Below are 16,633 nucleotides of genomic sequence, written 5' to 3'. Positions count from 1 at the left end.
CGGTTTTCGCGCACCGTCATCACTCCAGTGAAGTCATAGTAAATCTACAACAACTCCCTACTCATTGTCTGCTACCTCAATTCGAATAGCAGGAACGGGACGCCTACGCCAATCCAACCATCGATTTTCTTCTTGCCGCTTAGTAGAAGGATTGGGGTTATCGCTTACTACTTGTTCTTCCTGATAGGCATAAACAAAAATTGGAACCTCAGACGAGACCATGCAATTGTAACGCAAAAAGTCCTTATACTCTTTGTCTAAAGCTATAGTTTCCAACCCAGTGCGGAAAGCAGTACGACTATACCCCGGAATTTTCAGTTCCCGAAAATCACGATTCATCGACACATCTCCGGGTTCACCGGATGGCCTGAATGATCTGCCCTCCACGCATTCGACGGTTACATCCGCATTATTGCTGTTTGGATTTACAATCTGGATTGTCGCCGACCCGAAAACTGCAAGCTGAGTTTGTTGGTTTTCGTAAAATATATTTTGTTTCCAAAGTGGCTTTACAAGCCCAATATCTGATAATTGGGGTAGAAACCATTTTAAAGCTACATCCCCTGACGCTGCAAATGTTTCAGGCAGTTCTGTACCCGTGCTCGGTTGCTGAACTTTCCCCGGGGTTGCTACGCCGCCAACTGCTATCGTCGCTTCACACGTATTCAAGGGCGCAACGTCGCCGCCAGAGTTTGTGCACTGCCCCCTCGGCATTCGACCTAAATCGTCTCCGTAAAAACCACGGCAGCACACCATTTCATTCTCAGCCTGCAGCGCAACTCTAATTAATTGTTGCGCCGCTTCAGAATTTTGCTGCTCGGCATAAGCAGAATTTGAAAGAAAAAAGGCCGCCAACATTACGGCCACACTTCGACAGATCGCCATTCCGTTCCCCTCTATGCGCTCGCGGAAAATAACAAGTGAGTTTTAAGAATACCGAATTTTCGGAAGAAAGCAAAAACGGGTAATGTTCTGTGCAGGTGCAAAATTCCTCAGGCAGCACAATAACCCGCAATGCTATGAGGTAGATCCTTTTCTTCACATGCGACAGCTACCCGTGTAATAGTTCAGACCCTCGTCGTACTCATGGTAAGGTGCGGCACTGTGTTTAAGGGAGAACAAACATATGCACCGCCTAATGACAATCGCCCTTTCGGGCGCAGGACTCTCATTTGCATTAGCACCAGACGCAGGAGCCATTCAGCAAGATGATGAGCAATTATGTTGTGTAGATTTTTATGGAGCACCGGCAGGATTAATGTCCAGGCAACAATGTCAGGCGCAAGGCGGGGATGTAGCGCCTCTTAACCGCTGCACAGCCGATGACGCAGAAGAGGAAACCCCTGAACGGCCGCCAGCCCCAGAAGGCATTATTCCGGTACCTAATCTCTCCGCTGGTGACGCCGCTCGCTCCTGGTATGCCTACGGATTGAATCATTTATCCTATCCACTTGGGTTTGGCTCGGAAATGGACGGTTATAGAATTCAACATAGCTCACGAGTGTATATGGCGAATATCCATCGTCGCAGAACAGCATCAGTAAGTATTGTATGCGGGGAAACAGGAAATCTTAGTCAGGCTGTTGAAGATCCAACATATTATTCTGTCTTAGCGATAGAACCAATGCAAACACGAAGCTATAGAGCGACAGAAAAAGCACTCGTATATGACGCCGCCGAACCTAGGCCAGTAGACTGCTTGGTAACTTCAGACCTACCCATATACGTTTATATTATTGACGATCAGATAGTCTCAAAAAGGAAACCGAATACGCCCACGTGGGCAAACAATTTTGAATATGTTGACTTTCGCACACAGACCAGACCAGCGTATCGCCACTCCAGCAGGTAGAGACTTCCCTGTAACGCTGTTCTCTGTAAAAGCTTAGCGGTAAGAAATAACCCTATGCTTTTCGTGGCGTCAGGCTCGTTCAAATTTTGAGTGAGCTCACACTGAAAGCTGTCAACTAACAGCTTGGTTCATAATTCTGTTGCACTCGATAATATGCAAAACGTGGGAGAAAGTTTTGCTGGCTACGGCGAACCCGCATTACAGCCCAATGCAATGACAACGTTGAGCTGGTCTGCCCATTTATCGCCGCCTGATGCAAGGTATTGTTCTTTCGCATCGCGGAGATAGCCGCAGCCCAGCTCCCGGTCGCCGCCGGAATAAATGCCGGCGCCGACGGCCCTGTTTAGCGCGGCCTCCCCTAGCGCATCGTCCATCTCTCTGTAATAGGCGCGCGCTTCGAGGAAGTAACGCCGCGCTTCGTCTTCTTCACCGCGACGCCCGCTGATGATCGCCATTTGAGCGAACGCCCCGGCTCGTTCGCTGCCAGTCGCGCTCGTGCCTTCCGTGATGGCGCGCCAGTTCTCAAATGCGCTTTCAAGTTCGCTCTGCGTGCGCTGTTGGTAGCCAAGCTTCGACAACTCAATCGCACGAGCGAGCGCTGGAAACCGGTCATGCCGTGTGAAGCGCTCGGCCCGGTCGAGCAACTTCACGGCCGTATCCGTGTCGTTGCTCTGGAAATAAAGTTGCGCATGAAGGACGAGTGCGCTCGCCACGACGAATTCTTCCTCACGCTCAATCTGGCGCACTATGCGCCGGCGCTCCTCCGGGTCATCAATATCCGTTGGCGGCTTTGCGAGACGAATGCCCAACTGACCATCTCTGCGCTCCCACACGGGAATCTCGCCCTCGCCCCCGACGAGCTCGAGGGTAAGATCGAACGCCTGCTGCAAATCACCAAACTGATAGGCAAGCCCCGCCAGCATGACTTTGGCTTTCTTGTTCGCGGGTTCCAGCGCCACAGCGCGCGTCAGCGCATCCATCGCGCCTTCCGGCTCGCTGATATATTTCAGCGCGGCGATCTCGATCCAGGTTTTCGCGGCTTCGCTTGCGGTAGCGGCGGCCGACCGGGTCTGGTCCTCCGCAATCGCCTCAAGACGCCGCGCGGCTTCATCGGCATCGCCGCTGAGGAGTGACGTCACGGCGTCCTGTTTTCTGGCGTTGCTCGACGTCACGAGATCGCGCAACGCCGCTTCAAATGCTTCGCGGGTCGCCGGATTAATATCGGCATTCGCGGGCAGCCGTTCGCGCAACACCTGATCAATCTGCGCCTCAAGGGATTTTATCGACTCCTTAGTTGACTGAACATCTTCCGCCGTCTTGTTCACAGTCATCTCTATGCGTCGGGTTGTTTCGTCGATCTGATCGAGCCGGCTGAAAATGGTCGCAACCAAGCCCTGATCTTCAGGTGCCGAGACAAGCCCCTTTGCGACGACGACACCGCCAAGGAAAAGCGTTGTCATGGCGGCGAAGATAAAGGGCGCCGCAAACGATGCGCAGAAACGAAAACGCTTCAGGATGATGAAACCGAAAACGGCGGCGGCCATGGCGGCGATCGCCAGCCCGATTTCAACAACGGAGCCAAAAACCTCCATAAGGTCCGCCGTCAGACCGAGCGCGCCGACAGCAGCGCCGCTCGCCGTCCAGTTGCGGGTCGCCACGCGCTTGTATCCGGCCCGGCCCAAAAAGCGGCGCAAGGCGTATTTTGCGATGACGGAGCCACGAGCAAGCATGGAGTGCTGACGGCGAACGCCTTGGTTCAGAGTTGGACTATTGCTGGTCGCCATCGGGAAGAGTGATCATGAGTCGAATTGCGTATCTGCACGATAGCATAATGCGAAACTGAAACCACCTACTCTAAATCAGGCGTCAGCATCCTCTGGGCGCGCCATTGTTCGACAATGCGGTCGATGAAGCTGTTGTCCTCGATTTCGACCGACCAGCCGTCGGTGAAACACGCGGTGAGGCTGCGCGGCACCGCATTACCTGGCAGCGCATCGAAGCGAATACGCGTCGGCATCGGTACGCCTTCACCCACGGCGATGGCTTCGCCCAAACCTAGCGACGGCAGGCAGCTTAAAAGGCTAGTCGATGCGTCAGGCACGGCGGCGCGCAACGCCTCCTGATCGGCCTGATTCGCAAGACGCATGGCGAAGATGGTATTGCATTGGGAAAGGATCGTTGGGTCAAGCTCCGTTGGGCGTTGCGACGCGACCCATAGCGAAACGCCGGTCTTGCGGCCCTCTTTCGCAATACGGATGAGCGAACGGCGCGTCGGCGCAAAGCCTTCGTTCGGGTCGGCGGGTGCGTAACGGTGCGCATCTTCACAAACAAGCGCGATGGGCGCGGCGCCCTTGCTCCATAAACCGAATTCAAACGCCAGGCGCGACACCACTGAAACAACAACCTGCACCACGTCTGCCGGTAAACCGCCAAGCTCAATTACGCTGATCGGTTGCCCGTCCGCCGGGATCCGAAACAAATCGCTCAGCATAGACTTTAGCGTATCCTGAACTGTCAGCCCGCCGAACATGAACGCGTAGCGAGCATCCTGACTGATCGTGTAAATACGGCTGCGCAGGCGTTTGTAAGGCGCGCCATTGCGGGCGCCATCAAGCCCGCCAAGCGCTTTATCAATCAGGCCGAGTAGTTCTGAAATCCGGTAAGGGATTGGCGTATCGACCGTGATCGCTGTTGAGTCCGTACGCAGGCGTCCGCCACGCCCGGCAGCGCCAAGATTCATTTTCTTCGCTGCAGGCAACAGATCGGCGAGAATTTCGATTTCTTCTGAATCGCGCGAGCGGCCAGGATACAACACCTCCACAAGTTCATCGAATGTCAGCATCCAATAAGGTAATGAAAAACTCTGCGGATCGAACACAACGGTGCGACCATCGAAACTTTTCCCATATTCATTATGCGGATCGAGTATGACGATATGAGCGTGAGGAAAGCGCTGCAGGACAGCACGAAGCAGCAAGGCGACGGCACAGGATTTGCCGGCGCCTGTAGTGCCCAGTATGGCGCAGTGGCGGGAGAAGATTTCATCCACATTCACCGTCGCCGGGATTTGCGCATCCTGCTTCACAACACCCACGCGCACGCTGGCGGCCCCATTTACAGAGAAAAGCGCCGTCAATTCGTCGCGCGTCGCCACATGCACATTGTCGCCAAGTGTCGGGTAAGATGAGACACCTCTTTTAAACCGCGCCGGAGCGTTGATTGTCGGCTTGGTGAACTCGCCGATCAGTTCGATTTCAATAATCCGCATATCAGGAACGGACGGGTCGAGGCTTGGCGCCGGGTTGCTCATGGCGGAGACGAGACCCAGTACAATTGATGCGCCGGCGTCGACGCTCATGATTGCGCCGAGCTGCGGCCGTGACGCGCGATCATCGCCCGGCTTGTCTTCATCCAGCATGACCAGCGCGTGGGAACCGGTGACAGATACCACCGAACCGACACGGGGCTTATCCTGAAACGCCATGTCAAATGCTTCAGCGGTTGGCGCCGCAGCCCCCTTCCGTGAGAAGGGTGATTTTTTTGCGCTCTTGCTAGGCGGCGTCATTCTTTCTCTCCGGCATGGTTTGTTCAGTCTCGTCTTGTTCAGAGTCTTCGATTGGTTTGACGTCTATATTTGGCGGCGGCAGCGCGATCTGGACAAGCGTCCCCTCGTCCAGACGACTCTCAATGCTGAAACGCCCGCCTTGCATTTCGACGAATGTTTTCGCGATGGCGTAGCCAACACCCGGCCCCATCCATGAGCGATCAAGGCCGCGCAGGGTTTCATTGAAAACTTCCAGCGCCTCGTACAGCTCTTCATTACTGAGGCCGTCACCCTCATCACGAATAGCGATTTCGGCCCAACCCTTGTCTGTCTGCGAGACACGGACCAGCACCTTGCCGCCCTCCTCGCTCATTTTAACGGCGGTATGCAACAAATGATCAGTAGCCTGGCCGATACGGTCCGCATCACCCCAGCCGAGCACGTCCGCATCGCCCTCTAGCCGCTCTATGGCGACCCCAGCAGCCTCAGCCCGCACCAGCACGCGATTGATGGCGTCGTTCAGGAGCGTGCTGAAATCAATCACGTCGCTGTTCAGCTCAACCTTGCCGCTATCGAGCGCCGCGACATCCAGCAGCGTATTGATGTGCCCCAACAGCAAATCGGCAGACTGAAGAATATATTCAGCGTAGGTAACGCGCTGATCCGCGCCAAGCTCATAATCTTCACTGTCGCGCAGCATAGTCGCAAAGCCGATAATCGCATTCAGCGGCGTTCGAAGTTCATGGTTCATATTCGCCAGAAATTCGGATCGCGCCTTGATCGCGGTTTCCGCCTCAACGCGCGCGCCGCCCGCGCTTCCAGTTCGGCGCGACGGCGCACCAGCGCCTCGCCCATACGGGAAGCATAATCAGCAAGGCGCGAGCCCTGCGCAGCCTGAAAAGGTTTTTGCGCGCGCATAAGTTCTTATCCCGACGAAACATTACGGGAATAAGCGCTAATGCGCCGTTAAGCATTAGGGCGGGAAATCGTGTTTACGTCTTGTTAAACACTCGAGCTTTCGGTCTTCGCTTCGCCAGTTTCCTTCGGCTTTTCACCGTCTGCTTTTGATTTTTCTGCGGGCTTTTTGTCCGGCGGCTTCGGAATATAAGCCAGCACCGTGTCACCGATTTCAGGCTTCACTGGAACTTCCCGGGAAGCAAACGTAATCACGCCTTTCCTGATCAGCAACACAATTTCATGCTCGGCACCGAGATCTTTTTTATATTGTTCCGGCGGATACTCTTCTGATAGCTTCGTTCGTTGAAAAATCCATCCGCTGTAATGACGGCGCAGAAGCTCGTCCAGCGCAGCACCTGAATGGAGGAATGTGCGGCCCTGCAAGGTATAAGATAACGCCTTGCGGTCATCTTCTTCCTTGCCGCGCGCATTGACCTGATAGATCGCAGCGCGCCCAAGTTCCGGGGCAAGGTCTGTCGCCACTAGCGCATTGTGAGATTCGTTGCCGCCTAGCGCCAGCAGATAACCGTACCGATTGAGGTCGAGATGATGTTCCGTCACCTCCGACAATATCTCACCGTAGTAGGTTTCGACACTGGCGAGTCGTGCGGGTTTCAATCGCCGCCAGCTTGTGTCAGCGACCATTACCGGCACTTCCATTTCTTTCAGTTTTGCGGCAAGCGCGGCTGAAAATGGCGACGCGCCGACTATAAGTACGCCAGGACGTTCACGCGACGCCAGCCCCAGCCACTTCGCCAGCGGCGTAATCGTAAATCCATGCAGCACGACGGTGGCGAACACCATGCCAAACGCAAGCGGGATGAGCTTGCCGCCATCCATATATCCTTCGGCCATAAGCGACGCGCCGAAAAAACTCGACACTGCAACGGCGACGATACCGCGCGGCGCAATCCATGCGACCAGCAATCGTTCCTTCCATGGAAGTCCGGAACCTATAGTCGAGATGAAAACCGTCAGTGGACGCACGACAAACAGCATCGCGGCCAGGAACCAGAAGATCGACCAATCGAGCGCGCCGATAGACTGAACCGTCAGGTTGGCCGTCAGAATAACAAACACGCCCGACACAAGAAGAACAGTAATGTTCTCCTTGAATAATCTTAGTTCGTTGATGCTGGCGATTTTCGCGTTGGCAAGCGTGACACCCATGGCAGTTACAGACAGCAAGCCAGCTTCGTGTTGCAACAAGTTGGCAAGCTCGAAACATATCAACACAAGCGTCAGCAACACCGGCGGCTTTAAGTATTCCGGCACCAGACCGCGCCGGAAAGTAGCAGTCACAAACTTGCCGAACGCATAACCAAGCCCGCCCGCCAAAAGCGCCGCCAGAATGAGTGAGCTGATAATTTCTCCGGAGGTGCCGCCATGTTCGCCAATCACCAGAAACTCGTAAACGACGACTGCGAGGAGCGCGCCGATTGGGTCGTTAACAATCCCTTCCCACTTCAACAGGGTCGCCGGGCGCGGATTCAGTTTTGATTGCCGCAACAGTGGAATGATCACTGTCGGTCCGGTCACAACCATGATCCCGCCAAACAAAAGGGATACCTGCCATGACAGGCCGGCGATCAGATAGGTCGTCGCAGCACCTAGAAACCAGGCAATAGGCACGCCGGGAAACACCAGCCGCCTCACACCCCGCGTCAGTCCGCGCAGTTCGGAAAAATTAAGCTGCAGTCCGCCTTCAAAAAGAATAACAGCAACTGCGACGGCGATAATCGGGCGGTAGAACTCGCCGAACAACGCCTCCATAGGCGGCGTGCCGGGCGCGGCATCAGGCGCGGAGAAAATTTGCAGGACCGGTCCCGCAAGAACGCCCGCAATCGCCATCAGCACGATAGCGGGAAAGTTCAAACGCCACGCCAGCCATTGCGCGCCGATTCCGAGCGCGCCGATAATGGCGAAGGCAAGTACGAGATTATCCATTTTGACTCCGCCGCAGGCGCTAGCGTGTTATTTGTTTTTGAAAACCGGTTTACGTTTTTCGAGGAAAGCGGCCATCCCCTCTTTTTGGTCATCAAATGCATAGACCGAATGGAATACGCGCCGTTCAAATCTGACGCCTTCAGACAGCGTCGTTTCATAGGCGCGGTTGACGGCTTCTTTGGTCAACAACGTGATCGGGCGGGAAAAACCGGCGATCTGTTTTGCAACGCGAATTGCTTCTTCACGGAGTTCGCCTTTAGGCACGATCCGGCTGACAAGGCCGCAGCGTTCAGCTTCTTCCGCGTCCATCATGCGGCCGGTCAAGCACATTTCCATAGCCTTGGACTTGCCGATAAAACGCGCCAGTCGCTGCGTGCCCCCGGCGCCTGGCATAGCGCCGATGGAAATTTCCGGCTGACCAAACTTTGCATTGTCGCCGGCGATGATGAAGTCGCACATCAGGGCAAGTTCGCAGCCGCCGCCAAGAGCATAACCAGCGACAGCAGCAATCACCGGCTTGCGCGTGCGGGTCACTTCTTCCCAATTTGCAGTGATGAATTCTTCACGCATGACGTCGATATAATCTTTGGACGCCATTTCCTTGATGTCGGCGCCAGCGGCGAACGCCTTTTCCGATCCGGTCAGCACCATGCAGCCAATCGCATCATCCGCTTCGAACGCTTTCACCGCTTCGGTGACTTCGTCCATGAGCTGTTTGTTAAACGCGTTGAGCGCATCTGGCCTGTTTAATGTAATGATGCCGACATTGCCGTCAGTTTCAGTAAGAATGCATTCGTAAGCCATAGTTCTTTCCTAACCAGCACGACCGCCAGAAGCGATCATTTGATCACAATCAGTTTCATCAGTTCTTCGCGCGCTTTGTGGTCTTCACGAAAGACGCCCATCATCCGGCTAGTGGTCATGGAAACACCGGGTGTATTAACGCCGCGCGCAGTCATGCATGCGTGTGACGCCTCAATAACCACTGCTACGCCCTGTGGTTCCAGCACCTTCTGAATGCAATCGGCGATTTCGGCAGTCAGCCGTTCTTGCACCTGCAACCGCCTTGCATAAGCCTGAACAACGCGCGCGAGTTTTGATATCCCGACGACTTTATCCGTTGGCAGATACGCCACATGCGCCTTGCCGATGATTGGCGCCATATGGTGTTCACAATGGGAATGAAACGGAATGTCTTTTAACAGAACGATTTCGTCATACCCGCCGACCTGTTCAAAAGTTCGCTGCAGGTACGTTTCGGGACATTCTTCATAGCCCTGAAAATACTCAAGGAATGCATCGACTACCCGCCGGGGCGTATCTTTCAGGCCTTCCCGCTTCGGGTCATCGCCGATCCAGCGGATGAGTTCGCGCACAGCCTCCAGGGCGCGTGCGCGCTCTTCATCCGTTCTTTCTCGCGGCTGTCCAGCCATCAAGGCTCCTATCGCGCGTTAATAGGCGTCACATCGCGCTGGGCAGGACCTGTATAGTTAGAAAGCGGCCGGATCAACTTGTTATCGCCGAGCTGTTCCATGATATGGGCGGTCCAACCGGTAATCCGGCTCATCACGAAAATCGGCGTGAACATGGGGATCTCAAAACCCATCAGGTAATACGCCGGACCTGCCGGGAAATCGAGATTAGGATAAATGCCCTTTTCAGACACCATGGTCTCATCAAGAGTTTTACTCATTTCCCAATACATCTTCGCTTCATCAGTGCCAATGATGTCGACCATCTTTTTGTAAGCATCCGTCATGGTCGGCACGCGGCTGTCGCCGGAACGGTAAACCCGGTGACCAAAGCCCATGATTTTTTTCTTGGTCGCAAGCGCATCGAGCATCCACGCCTTGGCGTTTTCCGCCGTGCCGACTTCTTTCAGCATGTGCATGACCGCCTCGTTAGCGCCGCCATGAAGCGGGCCTTTGAGCGAACCGATGGCGCCAGTTACGGCGGAATAAATGCCGGAGAGTGACGAGGCGATGACGCGCGCTGTAAATGTCGACGCATTAAACGAATGTTCCGCATAAAGCGTCATTGAAATGTCGAAGCACTTTACGGTTTCAGGCGCCGGCACCTCGCCGAAACACATGTGGAAGAAGTTTTCGGAGAAGCCGAGGTCTTTCATTGGCGCAATTGGTTCTTTACCATTGCGCAGACGATAATCGGCAGCAACAATTTCCGGGATTTTTGCATACATGCTGATAGCACGCTCATAGAGCTTGTCCGTAGCGTGATCTTCAATCTCTTTATCTTCCAGGCCGAGAAAGCTGACGGCTGTACGCAAGGTCGCCATCGGGTGCGCGCCTTTGGGGAATTTGCGCATGACGTCGATGAGGTCCTTGGAAATGCCCCGCTGTGCGCGTTCCATTGCCTTGAATTCATCAAGCTGGCTCTGCGATGGCAGTTCACCATTCCAGATCAGATAAGCCGTTTCTTCAAACCGGCACTGCGTCGCCAGATCCTGCACCGCGTATCCGCGATAGGTGAGCGAATTCGTCTCCGGCATCACTTTTGACACCGCTGTGTCGTCGGTCACCACGCCAGCCAGGCCGTATTTGATATCCGTATCCGTCATGTCGTTTCTTCTCCTGCCGTACAGTTTCGTTGTCGCGCATCGAAGGCGAGATATGGTTATTCCAGCGGCGTATCGCTAACCTGGAAATTGTAAATCGACTCATCGAATTTGTTGTAGTCGTGATAGCGTAAGAGATCGTAGAGATCACGCCGGTGCTGCATGATGTCGAGAATGCCGTTCTGGTCGCCGTCTTTTAGAATGCGGTCGAGCCCCACATCGCAGGCGCCCATAGCGAGGCGCAAGGTCGTGACCGGATAGATCACTACGTTGAAACCGAGATCTTCGAGTTCTTTTTTATTGAGCAAACGCGACTTGCCGAACTCCGTCATGTTAGCGAGGATCGGCACATCGAGCGCCTCTCGCACTGCTTCAAACTCTTTTTCCGACTTCATCGCTTCCGGAAAAATCATGTCGGCGCCGGCGTCCACATAGGCTTTCATCCGGTCGATGGCGCTGTCGAGACCTTCGACGGCGCGCGCATCGGAACGGGCGATCAAGACGAAATTCGGGTCGCGCTTGGCTTCGGCCGCTGCTTTTACCCGCTGGATCATGATTTCCGTCGGGACGATCTCCTTGCCGTCGAGATGCCCGCAACGTTTCGGCATGACCTGATCTTCGATGTGGCAACCGGCGAGACCTGCCTCTTCCATCGAACGCACAGTGCGCGCCGCCGCCATGGGCTCGCCGAAGCCGGTGTCGATATCGATGAATGCCGGAAGATCGGTTACGCGAGCAATCTGTTGTCCACGTTCGACGAACTCCGTCATGGTAGCGATGCCGATATCCGGCAGGCAAAGATCGGCAGACATGACAGCGCCGGAAATATAAACGCCGTCAAAACCCTTGCCTTCAATCATCTGGGCGCAGAGCGGGTTAAACGCGCCCGGAAACTGAAGCAGCTTTCCTGAGGCGAGACCTTTTCTAAAGTCTGCGCGTTTTTCAGCGGCGGATTTTTTGGTGAAGAGCATCGTCTAATCTTTCATTCTAAAGAAACGCTGATTATTCAGCTTGCGGCCACCCGCCTGGCGGCGGGGTTGCGCTGGCGACTTCGCGAAACGGCTTCCAGCCATCGCCTTCGTTCTTCAAGATGAGCAGATAAGTATCACGAAGAACAATTTCATCTCCTGTCGAGGGATCGGGATAGGTCACAACGGATGCGCCATAATCATAGGCCCATTCCGCATTCATAATGACGGTCTCGAGAGGCGTAATTTTTATTGTCGCGCCCGGTGCGAACGGCGCACCGCCAGCGTTCTCCTGCATCGCCTTCCAGTCTGCAGACCCAGGCTGAACCATAATTGTTGATGGATAGACCAGCGCACCCAGCGCAGCCATATCGCCATCAGCAATGACTTTTTCAAACTGCGCGCGAACGGCGTTGATCTCTTCTAATGCTGCTTCCCGATCGAGCGGGTTATACTGCGTGCTATCCGATGGGCTCGAGCAAGCAACCGAAGCGAAGAAAGCAAGAACAGAAACCAAGAGTCTCATTTTCATAATTGTCATGTCGCCTTGTATTTTGGCAGCTCGCCGCCAATGCGCTCGCCCATAGCCTGCCCAAGCGCCATCAGGCCGGAGGCCGGACGGATCATCACTTCGAACTCGGCGATCATTCCATCGTCATCGAACTTGATGAAGTCAGCGCCTTTCAATTGTTTACCGCCCACATGGGCGCTGAACTCCAGCACGACATCCTTGCCATCGTTAGTAGCGAATTCGCGGTGATAGGTGAAACCTTCAAACACGTTCAAGACTGTGTTCAATGCCAGCGATAACGCATCACGCCCATGATAGGGCGTATGCGCCACAGGCGAACGGAACACCACGTCTTCGCGCGTGATCTCACCGACTTTTGAGAGGTCACGGGCGGCGACCATCTCGTGCCAGCGGGTCAGTGTTTCTGTGTGCATCACTACAACCTCTACCTCATCCTGAGGAGGATTGATCATTCATCGAATGATCAATCCGTCGCGAAGGATCGGCGACATCCGGCAATTTCACCCCACGTGCCGACAATTCTTTTAATGCAGCGCGGTCGCCACGAATTAGCGCCTCTTTTTTCGCCCGGCTCCACCCTTTGATCTGCCTTTCGCAGGCAACCAGTTCGTCAAATCGATAAAAGCAGTCGCTCCAAACGAGTTCGACGGGACGTCTGCGAAATGTGTAGGAATGTGTGTTTATGCCTTCATTGTGTTGCTGAATCCTAGTGTCAACGTCATCGCCTCGATGTGAGCCGACATAGTAACTACCATCTGCACATTGCAGCATGTAAACAAACCCCACTACGCGCATGCAGCCGATCCTTCGCGACGCCATTGCCGGATTCGATCCGGAAATGGCTCCTCAGGATGAGGGTGGAGTATGCGGTAATTTCTATACAACTTTAAAAAATCCCCTTCGCCGAGTTCTCGACCAGATAACCATTCGGCGCGACGGGATTGAGCTGCTTCACCTGCTCCGCTGAAAGGTCAGGCAATTGCTGAACAAGATCGAGGAAGCGCGCCGACTCAGATGCATCAAGAATGTCGTCGGTCAGTGTCTTGAACTTGTTGATATACTCCGCCCGGGCGAAGGGGCGCGCGCCAAACGGATGCGCATTGGCGATTCCGAGTTCGTCAACGAGTTCTGAACCGTCTTCGAACGTCACCACGACCTTGGCGCCAAAGGCTTTTTCATTCGGATCGTGAGAGTGATAACGCCGCGTCCATTCGGGGTCTTCCACCGTCGAAATCTTGTGCCACAACCGCACCGTATCTTCGCGCTTGGCGCGTTCCGGCGCGTAGGAGCGGACATGATGCCATTCGCCGTCCTGCAGCGCGACTGCGAAAATATACATGATCGAGTGATCGAGCGTTTCGCGCGACGCATTCGGATCCATCTTCTGCGGATCGCCCGAACCGGTGCCGATAACGTAATGCGTGTGATGCGACGTGTGCAGAACGATCGACTTCACTTTATCAAAGCCGCCACGCCCTTCGACCTCCTTGCCCATGCGGAAGGCGAGGTCGATCAGCGCTTGTGACTGATATTCAGCCGAGTGCTCCTTTGTATATGTCTCGAGGATCGCGCGCTTCGCCTCGCCCTTGCCCGGTAACGGCACGTGATAGGCCGGCTCATACGGGCTCTCGCCCTTGTCCCGCGCGGTTCGGCCGTTGAGGATATAGGCGATCACCGAGTCTTCGCCTTCATAAATCGGCGATGGCGCACCCTCGCCCCGCATGCAGCGGTCAACCGCCTCGATGGCGAGCTTGCCCGCATAGGCCGGTGCAAACGCCTTCCATGTAGAAATCTCACCTTTACGCGACTGGCGCGTGGTGACTGTGGTGTGCAAGCCTTGCTGCACAGACTGATAAATAACCTCCGTATCAAGACCAAGCAGCGTACCGACCGCCGCTGACGCTGACGGTCCGATATGAGCAATGTGGTCGATCTTGTGTTCGTGCAGGCAGATCGCCTTCACCAGATTGACCTGAATTTCGTAACCTGTGGCAATGCCGCGAAGAAGCGCCTTGCCGTCCTTGCCGCACTGCTGCGCCACAGCGAGCACCGGCGGAATGTTATCGCCCGGGTGTGAGTAATCCGCAGCGAGAAACGTGTCGTGAAAATCAAGCTCGCGCACAGCTGTACCGTTGGCCCATGCCGCCCATTCAGCGCAAACCGTATGATCCGCAGGCAGGCCGAACAAGCTTGCGCCGCCCGAACGCATATGCGCGTTCGCCATAGCGCGTGCTGATTTGATCGGCCCGCGATTGAGTGATGCGATGCCAACGGACGCGTTGTCGATAATACGGTTGATGATCATGTCGGTCGCTTCGGCATCGACCTCGACCGGGTCGGCGGCGACTTCGGCGATTTTCCAGGCAAGCTGGTCTTCGCGTTTCAGATTGTCTTTGGAACGGTGCGCGCGAACGTCATGCGTGATCATGCAAGGGGTCCTTTTTCGAATGACGGAAAGGCGGCGCGCGTGCGCCGCAACAAACTTGGCGTTCTCCTACTCCCCGCTGCGACAGCCTGTCCACCCGGGGAAACCGGCGGCAAACCGCCTCTGGAAAACTTTCTCTTTCTTTTCAGTCAGTTAAAGCAATTTCGCCTGATAGAACTGAGGCTGCCTCGGGGGTATCCAGAACCTTTCCGGCAGAAGCGTGTTCAAGGATGCAAAGCAAATGGAGCCGAACCATGAAAAACATGATCGCCCTTTCGACCGCATCCCTGTTCGCCTTATCTGTTGCAGCCTGCGGACAGGATAACGCCTCGCCGAATGAGCCAAAGCCCGGAGACATCGCCGAAGAAGCAGCAGACGACACAACGGACACGCTGGAAGACGCCGGCGAAGAAATTTCCGCCGCTGTTAATGACGCGGCGCGCGACGCGGCAGACATGGCTGAAAATGAGCTGTCGCAATCGAACGCCAAAGGTTTCACCGCGCGCAATATTATTGGCGCTTCGGTCCGCGATCGAAACGGCAAGGCGCTGGCCGTTATCGATGATCTATTATTCTCGGACACTCGTCATTTGCGCGCTGTCGTTATTCGTGACGGCGCATTTTTAGGTCTTGGCGGTGATAATGCCATCATTGGCGCCGACAGGTTTGATTTCGCTGTCGCCGCTGACGGCGAGATGATCATCACGGCGGAAATTGCCGAAGGCGAACTGCGTCAGATGACAGACTCACTTGCGTTTGAACCAACTGACGGCGTTATCAACCCCGGCAATCTCATGAGCGTGAACAGATTCCTTGATCGTTCGATCGTGAATTCCAATGGCGACGAGATTGCCGACCCGTTTGATATTGTGTTTGGCATGCCCGGTCATTGGGGCGAGTTAATTGTCTCCGTTGGCGGCCTCGGCGCGATCGGAAATCGTCTCGTGAGTATTGATTCAGCGCTAATTACAATGGATGGCGGATCGGGCGACTTGCGTCTTGCTGATAACGCTCCCGACCTCGATACGCTGCCGACTTTCGAATATCGGTAACCAGCACGAGCGCTAAAAGAACAGCAGCTTCACCGCCATGGCGACAAGAGCGAGGTAAAAGACCTTTTTGATCAACGCCTCGCCCTTCGCCACGGCGGAACTCGCGCCAAGCCAACCGCCAATAAAGTGTCCCGCCGCCAAGGCGAAACCAAACGTCCAGGCGATCTCAACATTCGCGGCGAATACGGCCAGCGAGACGAGCGAGAACACAAGCGCGATAAAAACCTTGTGCATGTTGCAGCGGACGAGATCCAACCCCATGACGCGGTTAAGAATGGGGATCTGGATTAGGCCGACGCCGATCTGAATGAACCCGCCCCAGAACCCCGCGCCGATAAAAAGAACGTGCCCGAGCACAAGATTGCGCGCCTTGCCGTTTTGATCCGCCGGCTTTTGCCCCGCGCCAGTCATCATGATGATGAGAATGCCGAGCATGATGAGCGCCAGCGTGCGTTCAAACCAGACGCCATCAAGCTTGACGCCCACATTAGCGCCAAAGAAGGCGCCGACGCTCGCGCACGCCGCCAGCGATGCGCTCAGTTTGAAGTCCGAAAATCCCTTGCGGAAAAACGTCGTTACCGACGCGATGTTCTGGGCGATGATGCCTATGCGGTTGGTGCCGTTCGCCACCGGGCCGGGGAGCCCCATGAACACCATGATCGGTACGGAGAGGATCGAGCCGCCGCCCGCCAGCACGTTGATCCACCCCGACGCAATGCCGGCGGCGAACAGTAACGCGACTTTCCAAAGCTCGATTTCCATGGCGAGCCATTACGCTAGT

At 55.1% G+C, this 16,633-nt stretch carries 16 protein-coding genes; 1 reads left to right on the top strand and 15 read right to left on the bottom strand.

The window, feature by feature from the left end; translation table 11 throughout:
• Nucleotides 1–57: 57 nt before the first annotated feature.
• The 14 genes from PUV54_RS12715 to PUV54_RS12650 all read right to left on the bottom strand — a co-directional run bounded on the left by PUV54_RS12715 (nucleotide 58) and on the right by PUV54_RS12650 (nucleotide 14,803).
• Nucleotides 58–885 carry a hypothetical protein gene (locus PUV54_RS12715; RefSeq protein ID WP_274492638.1) on the bottom strand — a complete coding sequence of 276 codons (828 nt, stop codon included), beginning with the start codon at nucleotides 883–885 and terminating at the stop codon, nucleotides 58–60.
• 1,149 nt (nucleotides 886–2,034) lie between these two features.
• A complete protein-coding gene (locus tag PUV54_RS12710) occupies nucleotides 2,035–3,636 on the bottom strand; it encodes a tetratricopeptide repeat protein (RefSeq protein ID WP_274492637.1) in 1,602 nt (533 codons plus the stop codon).
• Between the two features lie 65 nt (nucleotides 3,637–3,701).
• Nucleotides 3,702–5,417, bottom strand: a complete 1,716-nt coding sequence (locus PUV54_RS12705) for an ATP-binding protein (protein ID WP_274492636.1) — start codon at nucleotides 5,415–5,417, stop codon at nucleotides 3,702–3,704.
• The gene (locus PUV54_RS12700) at nucleotides 5,404–6,147 is read right to left on the bottom strand and encodes a sensor histidine kinase (protein WP_274492635.1); all 744 of its coding nucleotides are present in this window, start codon (nucleotides 6,145–6,147) and stop codon (nucleotides 5,404–5,406) included. Before PUV54_RS12700 ends, PUV54_RS12705 begins: the two co-directional genes overlap by 14 nt.
• Nucleotides 6,144–6,314, bottom strand: coding sequence for a hypothetical protein (locus tag PUV54_RS12695; protein WP_274492634.1), 171 nt, complete (start codon nucleotides 6,312–6,314; stop codon nucleotides 6,144–6,146). The genes PUV54_RS12700 and PUV54_RS12695 overlap by 4 nt, the downstream gene beginning before the upstream one ends.
• Before the next feature lie 84 nt (nucleotides 6,315–6,398).
• Nucleotides 6,399–8,300: a cation:proton antiporter gene (locus PUV54_RS12690; protein WP_274492633.1), complete on the bottom strand. Its 1,902-nt coding sequence runs from the start codon at nucleotides 8,298–8,300 to the stop codon at nucleotides 6,399–6,401.
• 27 nt (nucleotides 8,301–8,327) lie between these two features.
• The gene (locus tag PUV54_RS12685; protein ID WP_274492632.1) at nucleotides 8,328–9,104 is read right to left on the bottom strand and encodes an enoyl-CoA hydratase; all 777 of its coding nucleotides are present in this window, start codon (nucleotides 9,102–9,104) and stop codon (nucleotides 8,328–8,330) included.
• A 35-nt stretch (nucleotides 9,105–9,139) separates the two neighbouring features.
• The gene (gene folE, locus PUV54_RS12680; RefSeq protein WP_274492631.1) at nucleotides 9,140–9,733 is read right to left on the bottom strand and encodes a GTP cyclohydrolase I FolE; all 594 of its coding nucleotides are present in this window, start codon (nucleotides 9,731–9,733) and stop codon (nucleotides 9,140–9,142) included.
• An 8-nt stretch (nucleotides 9,734–9,741) separates the two neighbouring features.
• Complete coding sequence (locus tag PUV54_RS12675; RefSeq protein ID WP_274492630.1) at nucleotides 9,742–10,878, bottom strand: bifunctional 2-methylcitrate synthase/citrate synthase; 1,137 nt, start codon at nucleotides 10,876–10,878, stop codon at nucleotides 9,742–9,744.
• A 56-nt stretch (nucleotides 10,879–10,934) separates the two neighbouring features.
• Nucleotides 10,935–11,846 (bottom strand): methylisocitrate lyase, encoded by a 912-nt coding sequence (gene prpB, locus PUV54_RS12670; protein ID WP_274492629.1) that lies wholly within the window; start codon nucleotides 11,844–11,846, stop codon nucleotides 10,935–10,937.
• A gap of 31 nt (nucleotides 11,847–11,877) precedes the next feature.
• A complete protein-coding gene (locus PUV54_RS12665; RefSeq protein ID WP_274492628.1) occupies nucleotides 11,878–12,375 on the bottom strand; it encodes a nuclear transport factor 2 family protein in 498 nt (165 codons plus the stop codon).
• 5 nt (nucleotides 12,376–12,380) lie between these two features.
• Nucleotides 12,381–12,827 (bottom strand): nuclear transport factor 2 family protein, encoded by a 447-nt coding sequence (locus PUV54_RS12660; protein WP_274492627.1) that lies wholly within the window; start codon nucleotides 12,825–12,827, stop codon nucleotides 12,381–12,383.
• A complete protein-coding gene (locus PUV54_RS12655; RefSeq protein ID WP_274492626.1) occupies nucleotides 12,805–13,170 on the bottom strand; it encodes a GIY-YIG nuclease family protein in 366 nt (121 codons plus the stop codon). Before PUV54_RS12655 ends, PUV54_RS12660 begins: the two co-directional genes overlap by 23 nt.
• Before the next feature lie 91 nt (nucleotides 13,171–13,261).
• Nucleotides 13,262–14,803, bottom strand: coding sequence for an MmgE/PrpD family protein (locus PUV54_RS12650; protein ID WP_274492625.1), 1,542 nt, complete (start codon nucleotides 14,801–14,803; stop codon nucleotides 13,262–13,264).
• A 251-nt stretch (nucleotides 14,804–15,054) separates the two neighbouring features.
• On the opposite strand from PUV54_RS12650, the gene PUV54_RS12645 reads away from it, so the two are divergent.
• The gene (locus PUV54_RS12645) at nucleotides 15,055–15,852 is read left to right on the top strand and encodes a PRC-barrel domain-containing protein (protein ID WP_274492624.1); all 798 of its coding nucleotides are present in this window, start codon (nucleotides 15,055–15,057) and stop codon (nucleotides 15,850–15,852) included.
• A 12-nt stretch (nucleotides 15,853–15,864) separates the two neighbouring features.
• Here the strand turns inward: PUV54_RS12645 and PUV54_RS12640 are convergent, their stop codons facing one another.
• Nucleotides 15,865–16,614 (bottom strand): sulfite exporter TauE/SafE family protein, encoded by a 750-nt coding sequence (locus tag PUV54_RS12640; RefSeq protein WP_274492623.1) that lies wholly within the window; start codon nucleotides 16,612–16,614, stop codon nucleotides 15,865–15,867.
• Between the last annotated feature and the right edge of the window lie 19 nt (nucleotides 16,615–16,633).

The organism is Hyphococcus flavus, assembly GCF_028748065.1.
Lineage (GTDB): Bacteria > Pseudomonadota > Alphaproteobacteria > Caulobacterales > Parvularculaceae > Hyphococcus > Hyphococcus flavus.
This window is presented reverse-complemented; position numbering and strand designations above follow the sequence as displayed.

What these genes read in the sequence shown, in the direction of transcription:
- PUV54_RS12715 (WP_274492638.1), bottom strand. Translation starts at nt 885, where the DNA reads ATGGCGATCTGTCGAAGTGTGGCCGTAATGTTGGCGGCCTTTTTTCTT.
- PUV54_RS12710 (WP_274492637.1), bottom strand. Translation starts at nt 3,636, where the DNA reads ATGGCGACCAGCAATAGTCCAACTCTGAACCAAGGCGTTCGCCGTCAG.
- PUV54_RS12705 (WP_274492636.1), bottom strand. Translation starts at nt 5,417, where the DNA reads ATGACGCCGCCTAGCAAGAGCGCAAAAAAATCACCCTTCTCACGGAAG.
- PUV54_RS12700 (WP_274492635.1), bottom strand. Translation starts at nt 6,147, where the DNA reads ATGAACCATGAACTTCGAACGCCGCTGAATGCGATTATCGGCTTTGCG.
- PUV54_RS12695 (WP_274492634.1), bottom strand. Translation starts at nt 6,314, where the DNA reads ATGCGCGCGCAAAAACCTTTTCAGGCTGCGCAGGGCTCGCGCCTTGCT.
- PUV54_RS12690 (WP_274492633.1), bottom strand. Translation starts at nt 8,300, where the DNA reads ATGGATAATCTCGTACTTGCCTTCGCCATTATCGGCGCGCTCGGAATC.
- PUV54_RS12685 (WP_274492632.1), bottom strand. Translation starts at nt 9,104, where the DNA reads ATGGCTTACGAATGCATTCTTACTGAAACTGACGGCAATGTCGGCATC.
- folE (WP_274492631.1), bottom strand. Translation starts at nt 9,733, where the DNA reads ATGGCTGGACAGCCGCGAGAAAGAACGGATGAAGAGCGCGCACGCGCC.
- PUV54_RS12675 (WP_274492630.1), bottom strand. Translation starts at nt 10,878, where the DNA reads ATGACGGATACGGATATCAAATACGGCCTGGCTGGCGTGGTGACCGAC.
- prpB (WP_274492629.1), bottom strand. Translation starts at nt 11,846, where the DNA reads ATGCTCTTCACCAAAAAATCCGCCGCTGAAAAACGCGCAGACTTTAGA.
- PUV54_RS12665 (WP_274492628.1), bottom strand. Translation starts at nt 12,375, where the DNA reads ATGAAAATGAGACTCTTGGTTTCTGTTCTTGCTTTCTTCGCTTCGGTT.
- PUV54_RS12660 (WP_274492627.1), bottom strand. Translation starts at nt 12,827, where the DNA reads ATGATCAATCCTCCTCAGGATGAGGTAGAGGTTGTAGTGATGCACACA.
- PUV54_RS12655 (WP_274492626.1), bottom strand. Translation starts at nt 13,170, where the DNA reads ATGCGCGTAGTGGGGTTTGTTTACATGCTGCAATGTGCAGATGGTAGT.
- PUV54_RS12650 (WP_274492625.1), bottom strand. Translation starts at nt 14,803, where the DNA reads ATGATCACGCATGACGTTCGCGCGCACCGTTCCAAAGACAATCTGAAA.
- PUV54_RS12645 (WP_274492624.1), top strand. Translation starts at nt 15,055, where the DNA reads ATGAAAAACATGATCGCCCTTTCGACCGCATCCCTGTTCGCCTTATCT.
- PUV54_RS12640 (WP_274492623.1), bottom strand. Translation starts at nt 16,614, where the DNA reads ATGGAAATCGAGCTTTGGAAAGTCGCGTTACTGTTCGCCGCCGGCATT.